Origin of the sequence: Streptomyces torulosus, from assembly GCF_001419765.1 — a bacterium.
GTDB classification, from domain to species: domain Bacteria; phylum Actinomycetota; class Actinomycetes; order Streptomycetales; family Streptomycetaceae; genus Streptomyces; species Streptomyces torulosus.
Genome location: NZ_LIRK01000218.1, coordinates 1 through 18,679 on the forward strand (window position 1 = coordinate 1; position 18,679 = coordinate 18,679).

20 protein-coding genes are annotated in these 18,679 nt (G+C 72.7%); 13 read left to right on the forward strand and 7 right to left on the reverse strand.

The genetic code is table 11. The annotated features are described in order from the left end of the window. Window positions 1-4: 4 nt before the first annotated feature. Window positions 5-859: a transglutaminase-like domain-containing protein gene (locus AOK23_RS15935; RefSeq protein WP_055713398.1), complete on the reverse strand. Its 855-nt coding sequence runs from the start codon at window positions 857-859 to the stop codon at window positions 5-7. A gap of 17 nt (window positions 860-876) precedes the next feature. Continuing rightward, window positions 877-1,959 carry a GNAT family N-acetyltransferase gene (locus AOK23_RS15940; protein WP_055713377.1) on the reverse strand — a complete coding sequence of 361 codons (1,083 nt, stop codon included), beginning with the start codon at window positions 1,957-1,959 and terminating at the stop codon, window positions 877-879. Window positions 1,960-2,099: 140 nt separating this feature from the next. On the opposite strand from AOK23_RS15940, the gene fdxA reads away from it, so the two are divergent. Together fdxA and AOK23_RS15950 are read left to right on the forward strand one after the other, a co-directional pair. Continuing rightward, the gene (gene fdxA, locus AOK23_RS15945) at window positions 2,100-2,417 is read left to right on the forward strand and encodes a ferredoxin (protein ID WP_004926152.1); all 318 of its coding nucleotides are present in this window, start codon (window positions 2,100-2,102) and stop codon (window positions 2,415-2,417) included. 183 nt (window positions 2,418-2,600) lie between these two features. After that, window positions 2,601-3,701: a bifunctional succinyldiaminopimelate transaminase/glutamate-prephenate aminotransferase gene (locus AOK23_RS15950; RefSeq protein ID WP_055713378.1), complete on the forward strand. Its 1,101-nt coding sequence runs from the start codon at window positions 2,601-2,603 to the stop codon at window positions 3,699-3,701. A 74-nt stretch (window positions 3,702-3,775) separates the two neighbouring features. On the opposite strand, the gene AOK23_RS15955 is transcribed toward AOK23_RS15950, so the two are convergent. Both AOK23_RS15955 and AOK23_RS15960 read right to left on the reverse strand, forming a co-directional pair. Further along, a complete protein-coding gene (locus AOK23_RS15955) occupies window positions 3,776-4,219 on the reverse strand; it encodes a hypothetical protein (protein ID WP_055713379.1) in 444 nt (147 codons plus the stop codon). Between the two features lie 393 nt (window positions 4,220-4,612). Next, complete coding sequence (locus AOK23_RS15960; protein ID WP_206336213.1) at window positions 4,613-5,620, reverse strand: VldE C-terminal domain-containing protein; 1,008 nt, start codon at window positions 5,618-5,620, stop codon at window positions 4,613-4,615. A 119-nt stretch (window positions 5,621-5,739) separates the two neighbouring features. Here AOK23_RS15960 and dapE point away from each other — a divergent pair, with 119 nt between their 5' ends. Together dapE and AOK23_RS15970 are read left to right on the forward strand one after the other, a co-directional pair. Beyond that, a complete protein-coding gene (gene dapE / locus AOK23_RS15965; RefSeq protein ID WP_055713380.1) occupies window positions 5,740-6,819 on the forward strand; it encodes a succinyl-diaminopimelate desuccinylase in 1,080 nt (359 codons plus the stop codon). 168 nt (window positions 6,820-6,987) lie between these two features. Then, on the forward strand, window positions 6,988-7,746 hold the full coding sequence (locus AOK23_RS15970) for an LOG family protein (RefSeq protein ID WP_055713381.1): 759 nt from the start codon (window positions 6,988-6,990) through the stop codon (window positions 7,744-7,746). Between the two features lie 54 nt (window positions 7,747-7,800). Here AOK23_RS15970 and folP read toward each other — a convergent pair whose 3' ends face one another. Next, window positions 7,801-8,661, reverse strand: coding sequence for a dihydropteroate synthase (folP, locus tag AOK23_RS15975; RefSeq protein ID WP_055713382.1), 861 nt, complete (start codon window positions 8,659-8,661; stop codon window positions 7,801-7,803). 119 nt (window positions 8,662-8,780) lie between these two features. Here folP and AOK23_RS15980 point away from each other — a divergent pair, with 119 nt between their 5' ends. Together AOK23_RS15980 and AOK23_RS15985 are read left to right on the forward strand one after the other, a co-directional pair. Then, on the forward strand, window positions 8,781-9,131 hold the full coding sequence (locus AOK23_RS15980; protein ID WP_055520438.1) for a DivIVA domain-containing protein: 351 nt from the start codon (window positions 8,781-8,783) through the stop codon (window positions 9,129-9,131). Continuing rightward, window positions 9,128-9,718, forward strand: a complete 591-nt coding sequence (locus AOK23_RS15985) for a DNA-3-methyladenine glycosylase I (protein WP_055713383.1) — start codon at window positions 9,128-9,130, stop codon at window positions 9,716-9,718. The genes AOK23_RS15980 and AOK23_RS15985 overlap by 4 nt, the downstream gene beginning before the upstream one ends. Window positions 9,719-9,814: 96 nt before the next feature. Here the strand turns inward: AOK23_RS15985 and chcB are convergent, their stop codons facing one another. After that, on the reverse strand, window positions 9,815-10,606 hold the full coding sequence (chcB, locus tag AOK23_RS15990) for a 2-cyclohexenylcarbonyl CoA isomerase (RefSeq protein WP_055520456.1): 792 nt from the start codon (window positions 10,604-10,606) through the stop codon (window positions 9,815-9,817). 67 nt (window positions 10,607-10,673) lie between these two features. On the opposite strand from chcB, the gene AOK23_RS47885 reads away from it, so the two are divergent. Both AOK23_RS47885 and AOK23_RS44985 read left to right on the forward strand, forming a co-directional pair. Then, window positions 10,674-10,838: a hypothetical protein gene (locus AOK23_RS47885; RefSeq protein WP_157878050.1), complete on the forward strand. Its 165-nt coding sequence runs from the start codon at window positions 10,674-10,676 to the stop codon at window positions 10,836-10,838. Between the two features lie 146 nt (window positions 10,839-10,984). After that, window positions 10,985-11,152 (forward strand): DUF3117 domain-containing protein, encoded by a 168-nt coding sequence (locus tag AOK23_RS44985; RefSeq protein ID WP_003966491.1) that lies wholly within the window; start codon window positions 10,985-10,987, stop codon window positions 11,150-11,152. A gap of 109 nt (window positions 11,153-11,261) precedes the next feature. Here the strand turns inward: AOK23_RS44985 and AOK23_RS15995 are convergent, their stop codons facing one another. Further along, window positions 11,262-11,879 carry an O-methyltransferase gene (locus tag AOK23_RS15995; RefSeq protein ID WP_079049506.1) on the reverse strand — a complete coding sequence of 206 codons (618 nt, stop codon included), beginning with the start codon at window positions 11,877-11,879 and terminating at the stop codon, window positions 11,262-11,264. Between the two features lie 357 nt (window positions 11,880-12,236). Between AOK23_RS15995 and sigE the strand changes: the two genes are divergently transcribed. From sigE to AOK23_RS16020, 5 genes are all read left to right on the forward strand, one after another. Further along, a complete protein-coding gene (gene sigE / locus AOK23_RS16000; protein ID WP_079049507.1) occupies window positions 12,237-12,953 on the forward strand; it encodes an RNA polymerase sigma factor SigE in 717 nt (238 codons plus the stop codon). Then, window positions 12,950-14,167, forward strand: a complete 1,218-nt coding sequence (locus AOK23_RS16005) for an anti-sigma factor family protein (RefSeq protein WP_055713386.1) — start codon at window positions 12,950-12,952, stop codon at window positions 14,165-14,167. Before sigE ends, AOK23_RS16005 begins: the two co-directional genes overlap by 4 nt. Window positions 14,168-15,239: 1,072 nt before the next feature. Continuing rightward, complete coding sequence (locus AOK23_RS51900) at window positions 15,240-16,931, forward strand: S1C family serine protease (protein ID WP_420823713.1); 1,692 nt, start codon at window positions 15,240-15,242, stop codon at window positions 16,929-16,931. A 213-nt stretch (window positions 16,932-17,144) separates the two neighbouring features. After that, the gene (locus AOK23_RS16015) at window positions 17,145-17,597 is read left to right on the forward strand and encodes a sec-independent translocase (protein WP_055713387.1); all 453 of its coding nucleotides are present in this window, start codon (window positions 17,145-17,147) and stop codon (window positions 17,595-17,597) included. A gap of 311 nt (window positions 17,598-17,908) precedes the next feature. After that, entirely contained in the window at window positions 17,909-18,580 is a 672-nt protein-coding gene (locus AOK23_RS16020; RefSeq protein ID WP_055713388.1) for a hypothetical protein, read from the forward strand. The last annotated feature ends 99 nt before the right edge of the window (window positions 18,581-18,679 follow it).

Here is an 18,679-nt window from a genome sequence, read left to right on the forward strand (position 1 = left end):
CCCCTCAGTTCAACCGCGCCCGAGCCGCCCCCGCCTGTCGCCGCACCCGTTCCGCCGCGCTGTCGTCCACCCCGGCCACCACCTCCGCGTACGCCTCCAACTCGGCGGCCCCGCGCAGGAACTCCCCCCGCAGCACCAGCAACTGCGCCCACTCGTACCGCAGCCGCCGCGCCGGATGCGAGGGCAGGGCCAGCGACAACTCGATCGCCCACAACGCCACGTCCGACCGCTCGGGCCGGGCCGCGGCCCACGCGCGCACGTTGTTCAGGACGCGCAGCACGACGTCCAGCGGATCGGCCGGCCGCAGCATCCCCGGCTCCAGCGGGCCCCCCGTCGCCCCCGCGACCAGGGTCTCCGCGTCGCTCCCGCTGAGCACCCGCCCCCCGTCGAACGGATCGGCCAGGACCTGCTCCTCCGCGGGTCCGAACCCCACGACGAAGTGCCCGGGCAGCGCGACCCCGTACACCGGGGCCCCCGCCCGCCGGGCCACCTCCATCCACACCACCGACAACAGGATCGGCAGCCCCCGCCGCCGCTCCAGCACCCGGTGCAGCAGCGACGACTCCAGCCGCTGGTAGTCCGCGGCGGAGCCGCGGAACCCGCACCGCTCCCCGAGCAGCCCCGCCAGCGCGAGCGCCCACGCCCGGGGCCCGCCGGGCCGGTAGGGCAGCAGCCCCGCGAGCCGGTCCAGTTCGATCTGCGCGGCGTCGAGGCCGGCGTCGTCCAGCGCCCCGTCTCCCGCGGCGCCCGCGAGCAGGCACAGCGTGGCGAGGTCGGGCCGCTCGGCCCGCGCCTCCGCGGCGAACCGCCGCCGCAGCTCGGCGGCCCGCTCCGGCTCCGGCGGCAGAGGCGCACGCATGTCGGGGTACTGCCCGCTCATGACGGCCGCGACGACTCGAAACGGCCCGCGGACTCCTCGGACGCCCTGTCCCCGGCCTCCTCGGACGCCCCGCCCTCGATCGCCCCGTCCTCAGGCGCCCGGTAGTGGTGATACGCGTGGTGCGCGGCGAAGCCCATACCCCCGTACAGCGTCCGCGCGCCCGCGTTGTCCGTCTCGACCTGGAGCCAACCCGCCGAGGCCCCCTCGTCCAGCGCCTGCTGGGCCAGCGCGGCCATCACGGTCGTCGCGAGCCCTTCCCGGCGGCGCGCCGGATCGACCTCCACGGCCGCGAACCCGGCCCACCGCCCGTCCACGACGCACCGTCCGATCGCCGCGGGCGCGGAGCCCTCGGCCCCCGGCACCGTCGCGAACCACACCGAGGGCCCGCTGCCGAGCACCTTCAGCGCGACCTCGCTGACTCCCTTGCGCTGGTAGCGGCTGAGCCACGCCTCGTCCGCCGTCCGGGACAGCCGCACTGCGGGCGCCTCCCGGTCCGCGACGGGCGCGAGCGCCCCGATCCACAGCTCGGCGGTGACCTCACGGATCCACCCGCGGTCCTCCACCTCCGCGCAGAGCAGCTCCTGGGTGCCCTCGGCGCCGGTGGCCAGCTGCAGGTACGCGGGCAGCCCCCGGGCCGCGTACCAGCCGCGGACGGCCGTCAGCGCCTCGTCCAGGGGTATGCCGGGATCGCCGAGGGGCAGCACCGAGTTGGCGCGGCGGGTGAAGCCGGAGGCGGCCCGCAGCTCCCAGCGGCCGAGCGACTCCCGCTCGACGGGCTGCCAGGCCCGCGCGGAGACCCGCGCCAGTTCCTCGTACGAGGCCGCCGGTCCCCGCCGGCGGGCGGGCGCGGCGGGCACCACCTTCCCCGCCACCAGCGACGACTCCTCGATCCGTACGCGCTCCCCGTCCCTGCGGGTGATCAGCAGCACGCCCTCGTCCCATGATGTGAGAACACCCACCGTGTCGGTGAATTTCCGACCCGCGACGGCATCCTCGGCAACCCGCCGCACGGAGACGCGTTTTCCCACGTCAGCGGCGGAAACGCGGATCTCGAGACGTCCACCGGCAGAGATTTCCACAGGTCAGTTCACCCCTCCTGTTCGGATCATGCCCAGGAACGGAGATACTAGGGGCGGGCATCGACGACGCCGCGCTCCCGCGCGCCAGGCGGCGGAGCCTGAGGAGGCCCGCCAGCGCCCTATCGAGGAGGAACGACAGCGTGACCTACGTCATCGCGCAGCCTTGTGTCGACGTCAAGGACAAGGCGTGCATCGAGGAGTGCCCGGTCGACTGCATCTACGAGGGTCAGCGGTCCCTCTACATCCACCCGGATGAATGCGTCGACTGCGGTGCCTGCGAGCCGGTGTGCCCGGTCGAGGCGATCTTCTACGAGGACGACACTCCGGAGGAGTGGAAGGACTACTACAAGGCGAACGTCGAGTTCTTCGACGAGCTCGGCTCTCCCGGCGGTGCGAGCAAGCTCGGCCTGATCGAGCGCGACCACCCCTTCATCGCCGCCCTGCCGCCGCAGGCCTGAGGTAGCGACGCCGCGGGCCCGCCCGGCCGGCGGCCCGCGGCAGGCGCCGCCTCGGTCCCGTACGGTCCGATCACATGATCGCCGTACGGGGCCGAGGCGTTCGCCGTACGAGCAGTACGTACGCCCGCGTCCCGTCCCACGGGCCCGTACGGAGCGTCCGTACGAGAAAGTGAGCCAGATCCCGTGTCCGCAGTCAGCGATCGTCTCCCCACCTTCCCCTGGGACAAGCTGGAGCCGTACAAGGCGACGGCCGCCGCCCACCCCGGCGGCATCGTCGACCTCTCCGTGGGCACACCGGTCGACCCGGTCCCCGAGCCGGTCCAGAAGGCCCTGGTGGCCGCCGCCGACTCGCCGGGCTACCCGACCGTGTGGGGCACCCCCGAACTGCGGGACGCGATCACCGGCTGGGCCGAGCGCCGCCTCGGCGCCCGCGGGATCACCCACCGCCACGTCCTGCCGATCGTCGGCTCCAAGGAACTGGTCGCCTGGCTCCCCACCCAGCTGGGCCTCGGCCCCGGCGACCGGGTCGCGTACCCGCGCCTGGCCTACCCGACGTACGAGGTGGGCGCCCGCCTCGCCCGCGCCGAGCACGAGGTCTACGACGACCCGACGCGGCTCGACCCCGAGGGCCTGAAGCTCCTCTGGCTGAACTCGCCGTCCAACCCCACCGGCAAGGTCCTCTCCCAGGAGGAGCTGACCCGGATCGTGGCCTGGGCCCGCGAGCACGGCATCCTGCTCTTCTCCGACGAGTGCTACCTGGAGCTGGGCTGGGAGGCGGACCCCGTCTCGGTCCTCCATCCGGACGTCAACGGCGGCTCGTACGACGGCATCGTGGCCGTCCACTCCCTCTCCAAGCGCTCCAACCTCGCGGGCTACCGCGCGGCCTTCCTGCTGGGCGACCCGGCCGTCCTGAACCCGCTCCTGCAGATCCGTAAGCACGGCGGCATGATGACGTCGGCCCCCACCCAGGCCGCCGTGGTCGCCGCCCTCGGCGACGACGCCCACGTCCGCGAGCAGCGCGACCGCTACGCCGCCCGCCGCGCCGCCCTCCGCGACGCCCTGGAGCGCCACGGCTTCCGCATCGAGCACAGCGAGGCCAGTCTCTACCTCTGGGCCACCCGCGACGAGTCCTGCTGGACCACGGTCGCCCACCTCGCCGATCTGGGCATCCTCGTGGCCCCCGGTGACTTCTACGGCTCCGCGGGCGAGCACCACGTCCGCGTCGCCTTCACCGCCACGGACGAGCGGGTCGCGGCGGCGGTGGCCCGGCTGACCGGGGCGTAGTCCCGGCCGGACGACGCCGGACGACGGAAAGGGGCCCGGGGGATACCCCGGGCCCCTTTCCGCTGGATCAGGTGTCAGCCGAGCGGGCTCTTGACCGGCAGCTTGCCGGTGGGCAGGCCGCCCTTGGCGACGGAGTCCGTCGGCAGGCCGCCCTTCGTCGCGCCCTTGGCCGCGTCGCCCAGAGCCGCCCCGGCGGTGCCCGTGGCGTCCCCGGCGGTCTTCTGCACGACGGGCGTCGTCTTCTTGAGGGTCTTCCCGCCGGTCTTGCCGGCGGTCGGCAGGGTCTCCTTGGCCGCCTTGCCGCCCACGTTGCTCGCGACGCCGGTGACGCTCTGCGTCGCGCCGTCCACGGTGTTGCCGGCGTTCGTCCCGTCCACGGCGGACAGACCGCCCAGGTCCGGGGTGGCCGGGAGTTCGGGCGCCGCGCTCGCGGAGCCGGCCGCACCGACCACGGAGGCCGCTCCCGCTGCGGTCAGCAGCGCGGCATTGGCGATCCGGCGGGTCAGGGGGAGGGACATGGTGCTCCTTTGACGGAAGAGAACGGTGAAGTGTCCGACCGCGCCCGGGAGTTGACCGCCGAATGGCTGTCGGCGTGATCGTTCCGGGCTCGGACGCAGTGACTACCGCTCGAAGTCCGTGAAGGTTGCGGCGGCCCAACGTAAAGAGTTGGCAATGCGTCGCATTATCGAATGCGGACAAAAGTAGATGAGTGACGCGCGGTCCGACTGTCTGCCGAATCCTTACGGCCCCGCGCTCCCAAGGGATCCGCCGAGGCGAGGGTGAGCAGGGGAAAACCCGCGCACCCCGTCCACCCGACGCGCCGCGCGTACCTCCGACGGGTGAGCCCCGACCCCCGCTGTCCAGGGACGATTCGGACCGCCGCCCACGGGCGTCCCGTCGTGGCGCGGCCCCTACCGTCCCGTGACGATGCGGACCTCGGCCGTCGAGCCGTCCGTCGCCGCGGCCTTGCGCCAGGCACCGGCCCGGCCCTCGGCGACCCACTCCCGCCCGGCGTACGTGACGCGCTCGACACCCAGCCGGGAGGAGTTCGCCACGGCCCAGTGCGCCAGCTCCCAGCCGCGCCGCCGCACGTCGTCGGCGCTCCCGGCGTCCGACACCGGGATCGTCAGCGCGGACACGGCCGGGCTCGGGCTCGCCCCGGTCGCCGGCGGGGCGCTGGACGCCGCCGAGGTGGTCGCGGAGGCGGCGGAGCGCGAGGACTTCACCACGGCCCCGGCCGTCTCGAACATCTTGTCGCCGAAGTCCCGCGCGAGCGCGTTGCGCACCGCCTCGGGGCCGCCGCCGTACGCCGTCGCCTCCAGGCGCCCCTCGCAGGTCAGCGTGGCAGCCGCCCGGCCGGTCAGCGCGGCGGCCAGCAGCGTGGCGTCCGGCTCGTGCTTGGCGTAGGCGTCCGGGTAACCGCTGCGCTGCACCTTCTGGGCGGCCACGGTCAGCGGCAGCTTCTCGTAGCCCGAGACCTTCACCAGGTGCTCGTAGAACTCGCTCGCCGCGTACACGGGGTCCTGGATCTGCCGCTCGGTGCCCCAGCCCTGCGACGGACGCTGCTGGAAGAGCCCCAGCGAGTCCCGGTCGCCGTGCGCGATGTTCCGCAGACCGGACTCCTGGAGCGCGGTCGCCAGCGCGATCGTCACGGCCCGCTCGGGCAGGTCACGGGAGGTGCCCACGGCCGAGATCGTCGCCGCGTTGGCCGCCTGCTCGGGGGCGAACTCGTACGACGTCTTCTCGTCGTCGGCCGACACCACCGTGCACTTCGGTGTGCCGTTGCCCCCGGTCAGATACTGCATGGTCAGATACGCCCCCAGCGCGAGCAGCACGACGAAGGCCGCCGCGAAACGCAGGAAGCAGCCACCACGTCGACGGGCACGGGGATGAGGAGAAACGGTGTACGACTCTGGCACGCCGTACAAGGTACTGGAGGGTAATGGGAACGTGCCCCCGGTTGTGGACAACCTCCTGGCGGGCGGCGGGAACCGGTCGGCAGCCGGGTCCGCGAGCGCGGCGCGTTAGGGTCGGGGCCATGGCCGACACCCCGATTGACCTCACGCTCGACGCCGCGCGGCTGACCGCGCAGCTCGTCGACTTCCCCTCCGAGAGCGGCACCGAGAAGCCGCTCGCGGACGCGATCGAGACCGCGCTGCGCGCCCTGCCGCACCTCACGGTCGAGCGCTACGGCAACAACGTCGTCGCCCGCACCCACCTGGGGCGGGCGGAGCGGGTGATCCTGGCCGGCCACATCGACACCGTGCCCATCGCCGACAACGTCCCCTCCCGTCTCGACGAGGGCGGCGTCCTGTGGGGCTGCGGCACCTGCGACATGAAGTCCGGCGTCGCGGTCCAGCTGCGCATCGCGGCCACGGTGCCGTCCCCGAACCGCGACCTGACCTTCGTCTTCTACGACAACGAGGAGGTCGCCGCCGAGCTGAACGGTCTGAAGCACATCTCCGAGGCGCACCCCGAGTGGCTGGAGGGCGACTTCGCGGTCCTCCTGGAGCCCTCCGACGGCCAGGTCGAGGGCGGCTGCCAGGGCACCCTGCGGGTCCTGCTGAGGACGAAGGGCGAACGCGCCCACTCCGCCCGCGGCTGGATGGGCTCCAACGCCATCCACGCGGCCGCCCCGATCCTCGCCCGCCTCGCCGCGTACCAGCCGCGCTACCCGCTGATCGACGGCCTGGAGTACCGCGAGGGCCTCAACGCGGTCGGCATCTCCGGCGGCGTGGCCGGCAACGTCATCCCCGACGAGTGCGTGGTCACGGTCAACTTCCGCTACGCGCCCGACCGTACGGAGGAGGAGGCCATCGCCCACGTCCGCGAGGTCTTCGCCGACTGCGGTGTCGAGGAGTTCGTGGTCGACGACCACAGCCCGGGCGCGCTGCCCGGCCTCTCCCACCCGGCGGCCGCCGCCTTCATTGAGGCGGTCGGCGGCACCCCCTCGCCCAAGTACGGCTGGACGGACGTCTCCCGCTTCAGCTCTCTCGGCGTCCCCGCGGTCAACTACGGCCCGGGGAACCCGCACTTGGCGCACAAGCGGGACGAGCGCGTGGAGACCGCGAAGATCCTGGCGGGGGAGGAGCGCCTGCGGGCCTGGCTCACGGCCTGAGGCGGGGAATGGATTCGGCCGGGCATCCGCTGGAGATGAATCAGCGCATATCGGCGGGCATCGGAACGCGTCGGTGACGGATTGCGGGCGGACACGCTCGCGTCCCCCCTCCGTAACCCGCGTCGATCTACGCTGAACCGAACCACCAGCACGGCGGAGGGAGCGGACATGGCGACCGGCAACCCCGAGGGCAAGAAACAGCCACCGGAGGAGCAGCGGCTGGGGCCGGTGCTGCGCAGACGCACCCAGGTGCAGGCGAGCACGACCGACCAACGGCTGCTGGACGCGGGCGGCCCCTCGGACTGGGTCCACACCGACCCCTGGCGGGTCCTGCGCATCCAGTCCGAGTTCATCGAGGGATTCGGCACGCTCGCCGAACTCCCGGCCGCCATCAGCGTCTTCGGCTCCGCACGGACGCAGGTCGACTCACCCGAGTACGAGGCGGGCGTCCGGCTCGGCCGCGGCCTCGTGGAGGCGGGCTTCGCCGTCATCACCGGCGGCGGGCCCGGGGCCATGGAGGCGGCCAACAAGGGCGCCCTCGAAGCCGGCGGCACCTCCGTCGGACTGGGCATCGAGCTGCCGTTCGAGCAGGGCCTCAACCCCTACGTCGACATCGGCCTCAACTTCCGCTACTTCTTCGTCCGGAAGATGATGTTCGTCAAGTACGCCCAGGGCTTCGTCGTCCTGCCCGGCGGCCTCGGCACCCTCGACGAACTCTTCGAGGCCCTCACCCTCGTCCAGACCCAGAAGGTGACCCGCTTCCCGATCGTCCTCTTCGGCGAGTCCTACTGGAGCGGCCTGGTCGACTGGCTCACCCACACGCTCATCGCCCAGGGCAAGGCCGCGGAGAAGGACCTGACCCTGTTCCACGTCACCGACGACGTGGACGAGGCGGTGGCCCTGGTCTCGAAGGAGGCGGGCCGCTGACCGCGCCCGCACGCCCGTGAGCGCGAGGCAGGGAGTGCGGCCCCCTGCCTCGCGCTACGCCAGCCCCCGCCGGGCCACCGCCGGAGCCCGGTGCCCGGCGATCGCACCCACCATGTCGAGCACCTGCCTGGTCTCGGCCACCTCGTGCACCCGGTACACCTGAGCGCCCAGCCACGCCGACACCGCGGTCGTCGCCAGCGTCCCGACCACCCGCTCCTTCACCGGCTTGTCCAGCGTCTCCCCGACGAAGTCCTTGTTGGACAGCGACACCAGCACGGGCCACCCCGTCGCCACCATCTCCCCCAGCCGCCGGGTCGCCTCAAGGCTGTGCCGCGTGTTCTTCCCGAAGTCGTGCCCGGGGTCGATCAGCACGGACTCCCGCGGCACGCCCAGTGCCACGGCCCGCTCGGCGAGCCCCACGGTCACCCGCAGGATGTCCGCCATGACGTCGTCGTACTCGACCCGGTGCGGCCGCGTACGGGGCTCGGCGCCCCCCGCGTGCGTGCACACCAGCCCCACCCGGTACCGCGCCGCCACCTCCGCCAGCCGCGGATCGACCCCGCCCCACGCGTCGTTCAGGAGATCCGCCCCGGCCTCGCAGACGGCCTCCCCGACCTCATGCCGCCAGGTGTCGACACTGATGATCACGTCGGGGAACCGCCGCCGCACCTCGGCCACGAACCCCACCGTCCGCCGCGCCTCCTCCTCGGCGGTGACCTCCTCGCCGGGCCCGGCCTTCACCCCGCCGATGTCGATGATCGCGGCCCCCTCGGCGACCGCCCGCTCCACCCGCGCGAGCGCCGGCTCGTCCTGGAAGGTCGCCCCCTGGTCGTAGAAGGAGTCGGGGGTCCGGTTCACGATCGCCATGATCACCGGCTCGTGCGTGCCGAATTCCCGCTTGCCCAGCCTGAGCATCCGCTGTGCCCTCTCCCAGTACGTCCCGCCGATTGACCGCCCTGTCCAACCGCCTGTGACCCTAACTGTCAGACTCGCATGGCACGATCGGAGCGGACACAGTCGAGGGGACCCCAGCGATGTTCATGTTCTTGTTCCTGGTCGTCGCGCTCGCGGTCGTGGTGGCCGCGGTGACGCTCGCCGTGGTGGGCGGCGGCGAGAGCGCCGCCCTGCCCGAGGCCCCGGCCGAGCGGCTCCAGGACCCGCTGCCGGCCGACCGCCCGGTCAACCGCGCCGATGTGGAGGCCCTTCGCTTCCCGGTCGCCGTGCGCGGCTACCGCATGGTGGACGTCGACGACGCCCTCAGCCGCCTCAGCGCCGAGATCGCCGAGCGGGACGCCCGGATCGCCGACCTGGAGTCCGCGCTCGCCGGCGCCCGCGCGGCCACCATGACGTCCCTGCGCAAGCCGGAGGAGGGCGAGCACCGGTGAGCGACGGCACGGCCCTCGCCGGTCCCGACGGCGCCCCGCGCTGCCCCTGGGCCCTGTCCACCGAGGACTACGTGGCGTACCACGACGAGGAGTGGGGCCGCCCGGTCCACGGCGACGACGCGCTGTACGAGCGGCTCTGCCTGGAGGCCTTCCAGTCCGGCCTCTCCTGGATCACCATCCTCCGCCGCCGCGAGGGCTTCCGCGCGGCCTTCGCCGGCTTCAGGATCGCCGACGTGGCCGCCTTCACCGACGCCGACAAGGAGCGGCTCCTCGCCGACCCCGGCATCATCCGCAACCGCGCCAAGATCGAGGCGACCGTCGCCAACGCCCGGGTCCTCGCGGACTGGGCCCCCGGCGACCTCGACACCCTGATCTGGTCCCACGCCCCCGACCCGGCCACCCGCCAGGTCCCGAAGACCCTCGCCGACGTCCCCGCGGTCACCCCCGAGTCCACGGCCCTGTCGAAGGCACTGAAGAAGCAGGGCATCCGTTTCGTCGGCCCGACCACGGCATACGCCCTGATGCAGGCGTGCGGCCTGGTCGACGACCACCTGGAGACCTGCGTGGCGAGAGGAACGCCGCTCTAGCCGCTCCAGGGGCACGCCCCTCCAGACCAGGAGAAGGGCGCGACCCCGTGAGAGGAGCGCGCCCTTTCGAGCGGGAGAGGGCCGCCGGGCCGGGCCTCAGCGGCCCAGGTACTTCGGCGTCTCCTTGTTCACGAACGCCCGCACGGCGATCGCGTGGTCCTCCGACGCCCCAGCCCGGGTCTGCAGCTCGTCCTCCTTGTCCAGCGTCTGAGCCAGCGAGTGCGAGAACCCGTACGCCATGGCCTCCTTGATCGCCGCGTACGCCACCGTCGGCCCCTCGGCCAGCATCCGCGCCACCTGCTCGGCCGCCTCCGGCAGCGCGGCCGACGGCACGATCCGGTTGGCGATCCCCAGCTCGTGCGCCTCCTGGGCCTTGATGCTCCGCGGGAACATCAGCAGATCGGCCGCGCGGCCCGGCCCGATGACGCGCGGCAGCGTCCACGAGACCCCGGAGTCCGCGGTCAGCGCGACCCCGGCGAAGGACGTGTTGAACGCGGCGGTCTCGGCGACCACCCGGTAGTCCGCGGCCAGCGCGAAGCCCAGACCGGCACCGGCGGCGACCCCGTTCACGCCCGCCACCACCGGCTTCGGCATGCCCGCGATGGCCTTCACGATCGGGTTGTAGTGCTCCTTGACCGTGCTCATGACCTGCGTCGAGTCCTCGACGAGCAGCCCGATGTGCTCCTTCAGGTCCTGCCCCACACAGAAGGCCCGGTCCCCGGCGGCGGTCAGCAGCACGGCCCGTACCGCGTCGTCCCCGGCGGCGGACTCCACGGCCTCCCGCAGCGCGACCTTGGTCGCGATGTTCAGCGCGTTCATCGCCTCGGGGCGGTTCAGCGTGATCGTCGCGAGTCCGTCGTGCACCTCGTAGAGCACGGTGTCGGCCATGGCGGTTACCCCTCCGGTGTCGCGGCTGGTGACGTACTGGTCGGTACGCCCTGCGTCACAGCACAGCATGTCGGAGATCACCGGCGGTGGCGCGAGCCCGAGGTGTGACCTGCGTCAAAGAATCACGATCGGCCGAGCGGTGACCGAAGTCGGTGTGGTGGCGCAGTATCGCAGCCACACCGCCGAATTGGGTGGTTTTGCTCGCGCGCGTTGCCCAAGCGATGCCTACTGATGTTGGTCATCGGGTCATGAGATGCGGGATAATGGCCTGGAAGCAATGTGTTCGATGCCGGTGTCGCGTGTCCCCAGGTGGGCCCGCGCCTGCCCTCCAGGGCCGTCGGCTATGGCGATGAGCTGGTTTCAGGAAGGGGAACGAGCATGGCGGCCATGAAGCCGCGGACGGGCGATGGCCCGCTCGAGGTGACCAAGGAGGGGCGGGGCATCGTCATGCGCGTTCCGCTCGAAGGCGGCGGTCGGCTCGTCGTCGAGCTGACCCCTGACGAGGCCGACGCCCTCGGCGACGCACTCAAGAAGGTCGTCGGCTGACGCGCGTAGCGACCCATATCTCTTCAGTGCCCCGGCACCGCCCCTCGGTGGTGCCGGGGCACTGTTGTACCGGGCGTACCCGGCGAACGGCGGGGCGGGGCGGGAGCCCTCAGCGCTTGACCGCGCAGAGCAGGCCGTCGCCCACAGGGAGCAGGGAGGGCACCAGTTCGGCGCTCTCACGGACCGTGCGCAGGAGCTCCCGCAGACGTATGACCTCGGTGGGCTGGGGGCCCGAGTCGACGGTGCGGCCGCTGGCGAAGACGCCCTCGAAGGCGACCAGCCCGCCGGGTCTGAGCAGACGCAACGATTCAGCGAGGTAGTCGAGGCTCTCCAGCCGATCGCCGTCGCAGAAGACGAGGTCGTACCCGGCATCCGCGAGCCGGGGCAGCACATCGAGGGCGTGGCCCGGGATGAAGCGCGCGCGGTTGCTGGCGAAGCCGGACGCACGGAACGCCTGCCGGGCGAACTGCTGGTGCTCCGGCTCCGGATCGACGGTGGTCAGCACACCGTCCGGCCGCATGCCGTGCAGCAGATGGATGCCGGAGACGCCGGTCCCGGTACCGATCTCCGCGACCGCCTTCGCGTCCACGGAGGCCGCGAGCATGCTCAACGCGGCGCCTGTGCCGGGCGACACCGAGCGCAGCCCTGCTTCCCGAGCCCGGTCGCGAGCCCAGCGCAGCGCGTCGTCCTCGGCGACAAAGGCGTCGGCGAACGCCCAGCTCGTCAGCCGGTTGCCGGTAATGACCCTCTCCTTATGTACCCGCGGATGCCTGGGCGTGACTGTATCCGTTGCCGCCGGGAACCTGCTGATGGGACCGGTCGTTTAAAGGGATGAGTGAGTGACGGGGGCCGCGACGGGGGTCAAGTGATGGATCGGTACGGCGAGCAGGCGCCGGTGCAGGTGCTGACAAAGCCATATGAGCCGGATCGGCCGGATCAGCCTTATGAGGCACATCGGCACACATCAAATTCTCGTAAAACCGCTTATCCGGAGCTAACGGGCGAGGTGGCTATGGTAGGGGCTCCACTGGACACCACCAGAGCCGATAGGGGAGGTGCGGCTGCGCCTGTGGATCGGGGAGGAGTGCTGCGGCGCTTTCTCGGATCGGCGGGTAGGCCGAAATCCGTGAACGACACCGCTGACCACGCCCACGCCGACGCTGCCGCCGCAAACGGAGCGCAGACTGCGACCTTCTCCACGGACGCGCACGCGCAGGCGTGGACTCCGCCCACCTGGGAGGAGATCGTCAGCACCCACAGCGGCCGGGTCTACCGCCTCGCCTACCGTCTGACCGGCAACCAGCACGACGCCGAGGACCTCACCCAGGAGGTCTTCGTCCGCGTCTTCCGCTCCCTGTCGACCTACACGCCCGGCACCTTCGAGGGCTGGCTGCACCGCATCACCACGAACCTCTTCCTGGACATGGTCCGGCGCAAGCAGCGCATCCGCTTCGACGCCCTCGGGGAGGACGCGGCCGAGCGCCTGCCCAGCCGCGAGCCCACCCCGCAGCAGATCTTCAACGACGCGCACTTCGACGCCGACGTCCAGCAGGCTCTCGACACCCTCGCGCCGGAGTTCCGCGCCGCCGTCGTCCTCTGCGACATCGAAGGACTGTCGTACGAGGAGATCGCCGCGACCCTCGGCGTCAAGCTCGGTACGGTCCGTTCGCGGATCCACCGCGGCCGCTCCCAGCTCCGCAAGGCCCTCGCGCACCGCTCCCCGGAGGCCCGGGCCGAGCAGCGCCGCGGCTTCACGGTGCCCCGGGTGCCCGCGCTGGGAGGAGGGGGCGCGACCGCGTGAGTGGATCCCGGCCCACCCCTGCTGAGCAGCATCTGGGAGACCGACTCTCCGCGCTGGTCGACGGAGAGCTCGGTCATGAGGCGCGCGAACGCGTCCTGGCACATCTGGCCACGTGTCCGAAGTGCAAGGCGGAGGCGGACGCCCAGCGCCGACTGAAGAACGTCTTCGCGGAGGCCGCGCCGCCGCCTCCCTCCGAGAGCTTCCTGGCCCGGCTCCAGATGCTCCCGGCGGGCGGCGACCTCGACGGCGGCTCCCCGCTGGACGGCGGAGGCTTCGGAGGAAGACTCGGGGGGACGCCCGGCGGCCCCGGACTCCCGCTCGACCCCTCCGACAACAGGGACTTCGCCGACTTCGGCGTCTTCGGCACCACCGGGGACTCCTTCGGATACGTCCCCTCAGGTCCGCACAGCGGCGCGCTCTCACCCTCGGAAGGCCGTGGACTGCTCGGCGGCCGGGGCCTGACGGGGGGACGCGGTTTCCTCGGTGACCGGGGCTTCCTCGGGGCTCGGGGATTCCTCGGCGACAGAGGCGCGCTCAACGGGCGTTCCCCGTCCGGCGACCGCGGCTTCCTCGGCGGAGGCAGCACGCTCTCCGCCGACGGGGACAGCGGCGAGGGCCGCCAGGACACGGCCGCCGAGGAGCGCGGAGCCACGGGTGACCGCGGCTTTCGGATCCATGACGTGAGCCGGCACGAGGCCGAGCGTTCGGCCTCGCGCGGTATGCGGTTCGCGTTCGTGGCGGCCGGCGCGGTCTCGCTGGCCGCGATCGCGCTGGGCGGTATGACCTCCGGTGTGCCCGCCGAGACGGTGGACGCCCGGGGCGGCGCCGGCTCCGGCAGCAACGTCACGCCTCTGCGCACCCAGACCACCGGAGCGGCCACGAGCCCCGAGGCGCAGCGCCGCCGGGGAACCCTCGGCCCCCTCCTCGGACAGGGCCAGCGGGCCGAGGTGCCGGTGGCGCCGACGGAGGTCTCCGCGCCCCTGCTGCCCGGGATCCCCGCGCCGGGCGGTCAGCTCCGCGAGGCCGTGAACCCTCTGCCCACGCCCGTCCTCACGGGCGCGGCCCTCATGTCCCCGCTGATACGTCCGCTCACGGCGGCCCCGCCGTTCCAGCTGACGACGTGGTCCCAGGAACCCGAGCTCACCGCTCCGGGCCTGCTGACAGCCCCCGACACCACCTCGTCTCCCACTCCCACCTCCCCTGCCCTCCGCTGACCCCGAGTTCTGCGCGCCGGCCCGCGAACCTGGTTGAATCCAGGGTGGGCCGTGTCCGCTCCGGCCGGTTCCGGCCGGCGGGACTCGGCGAACGGTGGGCGTCGGGCCGGTCCTCGGGACGGGCCCCAGGTGTGGGGAGAACATGAACGAGGGGAAGCCCACGAAGGGGAAGTGGTGGGGCCGACCCCGAGCGCACGGCGCGGGGGCCGGGACGACGGGGGACCACAGCGGGCCTTCGGGGGCCGACGGGGTGCCCGCGGACGCGGTGCGCGACGCGGACGCCGCTGACGCGGTGCGCGACACGGACGGCAGAGCGAGCGACGGGGTCGGCTGGTCGAGCGACGAGGGCGGCAGGGCGAGCGACGGGGGCGATTTCGAGTTGGAGCGACCCGCGAGGACACCGGCCCCCGGCCGCCCCACCCACGACGACGACTTCGAACTGGCCGACCCGGTGAAACCGTCCCGACAGGACGAGCCGTCGGGGGACGCCGCGTCGTCGGCCGGCTCGACGCGGAGTGCGGACAGGGGTGACGCGGACAGTGGTGACTTCGAGCTGGAGCGGCCGGTTTCCGCGGGCCCGGCGAGGGGCGCCGACGCGACGACGACTCTGAGCGTCGACGCGGGCGGGACGGCGCCGGCGGCTGCGGGCAGCGCACACGTCGAGGCGGACGAGACGACCACACGGCTCGTCCTGGAGAAGAGCGCGCCCACGACTGACGAAACGACTCCGCTCCCGCGTCACGAGGCGCCGGCGGCCGTGGTCGAGGCGGGTGCGGGGGAGCAGAGCCTGCCGGAGCCGATAGGTGCCCCAGGCCCCGCTGAAGGCCCGGCAACGGCCGTGGAGCGCCCCAAGCCGCTGCACGACCCGGATCCCTACAGCACCCCGCCCTACGGCGAGCCCGGCCCTTGGGCGCCCGCACCGCCGGTCCAGCACCCGGCGACAACCCCGGCGCACGGCACGACCGTTCAGCCGGGGACGCCGGGGCACGGTGTACCAAGCCCAGCGGCGGCTCCGGCGCCCGGCGCGACCGCCTCGGCCGCACCCCCGGAGCCCGGCGCGACGACCACCGTGGTGGCGCCCCAGGCCGCCACGCTCGCCCCACCGCCGGCCCACTCGACCAACGGCACGCACGCCACGTCGGCCGCACCCTCGCCCGCCCCCTACGGGAACGCGGCCCCGCAGCCGTACGCGGACGCGTCCCGCCCCGGCGGCGACGCGCCTGCGCCCTACGCGGACGTCTCCCACCCCGCCCCACCGCCTTACGGGGACGGCTCCCAGCCCGCGGCCCCGTCTCATGCGGACGGCCAGCACCCGGTGGCGCCGCCGCACTCGGACGCCCCGCACCCCGTGGCGCCGCCGTACTCGGGCGGCTCCCACTCCGCGGCGCCCCCGTATGCGGGCGGCGCCCAGCCCACGTCGCCGCCGCCCGCAGCGCATCCGTACCCGGACGGCTCTCCACCCCCTTCGCCGGTCCACCCGGACGCCTCCCAGGCCAGCACCCCGGCCGCCCCCTACACAGACTCGACGCAGCCCCCCTTCGCGGATGCTCCCCAAGGGGTCTCCCCGACGGCTCGGGATCCCTGGCGGAACTACGACCCGTGGTCCGCGTCGGGGTCGTTGCAGCAGAACGGGGCCGGTGTCGACGACATGGCGCGGCGGCGGAAGCGGGGGATGAAGGTCCTCGTGCTGGGGGCCGTGTTGATCGCGCTCGTGTCCGGCGGTGTCGGCGGGGCCGTGGGGGCGTACCTGGAGCGCAACGGCGGGGTCGGCGAGGTCGAGCTGCCGCAGGCCGGCGGCGGGACGACCGGGCGGGCCCCGGACAGCGTCGCCGGGATCGCCGCCAGCGCGCTGCCCAGCGTCGTGACCCTCCATGTGAGCGGCTCCGACGCGCAGGGCACCGGCACCGGGTTCGTGCTCGACAAGCGGGGCCACATCCTCACCAACAACCACGTCGTGGAGCCCGCCGGGGACGACGGCGAGATCACGGTCACCTTCAGCGGCGGTGAGACCGCCGACGCCAGCCTGGTCGGCCGGGACAGCGGATACGACCTCGCCGTCGTCAAGGTGTCGGGGGTCGACGGGCTGAAGCCGCTGCCGCTCGGCAACTCCGACGACGTGCGGGTCGGCGACCCGGTCGTCGCGATCGGCGCCCCCTTCGACCTCGCCAACACCGTCACCTCCGGCATCATCAGCGCCAAGGAGCGGCCCATCACGGCCGGCGGGGACGGCGGCGACCACAGCGACGTGTCGTACGTCGACGCGTTGCAGACCGACGCGCCGATAAACCCCGGCAACTCCGGCGGCCCCCTCGTCGACGTCAACGCCCGGGTGATCGGCATCAACAGCGCCATCCGGTCCGCGGGCAGCGGCTCCGAGTCGGACGGCGGCCAGGCCGGTTCGATCGGGCTCGGCTTCGCGATACCGATCAACCAGGGCAAGCGCGTCGCCGAGGAACTGATCAACACGGGCAAGGCGACGCACCCGGTGATCGGCGTGACCCTCGACATGGACTACTCGGGTGACGGTGCCCGTGTCGGCGACGACAGCGACGGCACCGTGAAGAAGGGCGGACCCGCCGACCGGGCGGGCATCCGCGCGGGTGACGTGATCACCGAGGTCGACGGGCAGCGCGTCCACTCCGGCGACGAACTGATCGTCAAGGTGCGCGCCCACCGGCCCGGTGACCGGCTCGAACTCACCCTCCAGCGGGACGGCGGGGAGCAGAAGGTCACCCTGACCCTGGGCTCCTCCGACGGGGGCTGACACCGGCGCGCACGACAGCAACGTCACAGGAGGGGGAGCCGTACCCCCTCCTGTCAGGCAAACAGCTGGGAAAACCCGTGGCGTGACCATGGTCCGGGGCCGCCCGACAGTACCGGTTCGACAGCATCGCCGGGTACCGTGGACCCGGCCCGGACCACGGAAGACCTGCCGAGGCCCGCGGATCGGGACCGAGGACATCGCAAGGAGCTTCAGGTGTTCAATGACATAGGTGCGCTCGAGGTGGTGACGCTCGTCGTCCTCGCCGTGCTCGTCTTCGGTCCGGAAAAGCTCCCGAAGGTGATCCAGGACGTCACGCGGACCATCCGGAAGATCCGCGAGTTCTCGGACAGCGCCAAGCAGGACATCCGCAACGAACTCGGCCCCGAGTTCAAGGACTTCGAGTTCGAGGACCTCAACCCCAAGACGTTCATCCGCAAGCAGCTGGACAACGACGAACTGGGGCTGAAGGAGATCCGCAACGGCTTCGACCTGAAGAAGGAGATGGCCGAGCTGACGGACGCGGTCCACGGCCGGGAGTCCGAGTCGTCGTCCGCCGCCGCCTCCGACACCTCCTCCTCCGGGTCCGGCGGATCCGTCGACATGACCAAGAAGCGCGAGAAGCTCGAACTGGAAGAGCGCCCGCCGTACGACCTGGACGCCACCTGAGCCGACCGCACGGTCGCCCGCCCGAGCCGCGTGCGCCCGAAGTCGTCCGCACGGCCTCCCGCCTGCGCTTCCGCGCCGTACACCCGCGTGCTGCCACGCCCCCGTACGTGACGCGATTCATACCGTCACACGCCCTCGTACGGCCCGAAGCCGCCCGTACGCCGTCCTACGCGCCGGGCGCTTTCCCTGCTGCTCGGAGCGCTGTGGCTATGCTGCCCAGTTGTTGTGCGGACCGTAAGGAAAGCGAGCGCGACGCCCGAGAGGGGGGCGGGCCGCTCCGGTCCGTCGAGAGCGAGGAGGCGTCCGGGCACATGGAGACGACGAGTCGGGTAGGCGCGCAGGCGTCGGCCGCGGAGGGCGGACAACAGCTGCCCTCCGCCCGACGCACGGTCGACGGCTATCTGCTGGCGCCCTTCCCTTGGTACGGCCTCGACGAGGCCTTCACGGGGCCGCGCTGGCTGATGCAGGTCGGTACCTCGGCGGAAGGCGCCGTCGAGCACGGTTCGGTCGGACACGGCGACGAGCCCTCGGTCCGCAACGAGTTCACCGCGGTCACGGAGGACGAACCCAAGGAGCGGTTCGCGGTCGTCGTGACCGTCGCCGCCAACGACGTACGGCGCAGCGCCGACGGCACGGGCCTCCTGGAGGCCACCTCGGTCTCCTCCGCCGCCTGGCTGGCCGGTGTGGGGCTGCTGTCCTTCACCTGGCCCGGGCAGCTGGACCACACCCTGAGAGACGACTGGCTGGACCAGCAGACGGAGACGGCGTGGGTCCTCGCGGACGACCTCGCCGGACCCGACTGGTCGACGCTGTCCCTGCCGGTGGACGGCGTCCCCACGCCCTTCCACTACCGCGAGTCCGAGTTCGGATGGGTGCTCGCCGGCTCGACCCAGGAAGGGGTGCACGTGGGGGCGTACGGGCGCGGGATGAGCGCGTACGGCCTCGGGTTCGCCATGATCAAGGACATCGCGACGTACGCCTGACGGTTCGACGTACGCCCGACGGAAAGGGGGCACCGCGTCGAATGAACCGCGGTGCCCCGTCAACGCGCCCGAGAAGCGCTCTCCGGCTTCGGCTGGCGC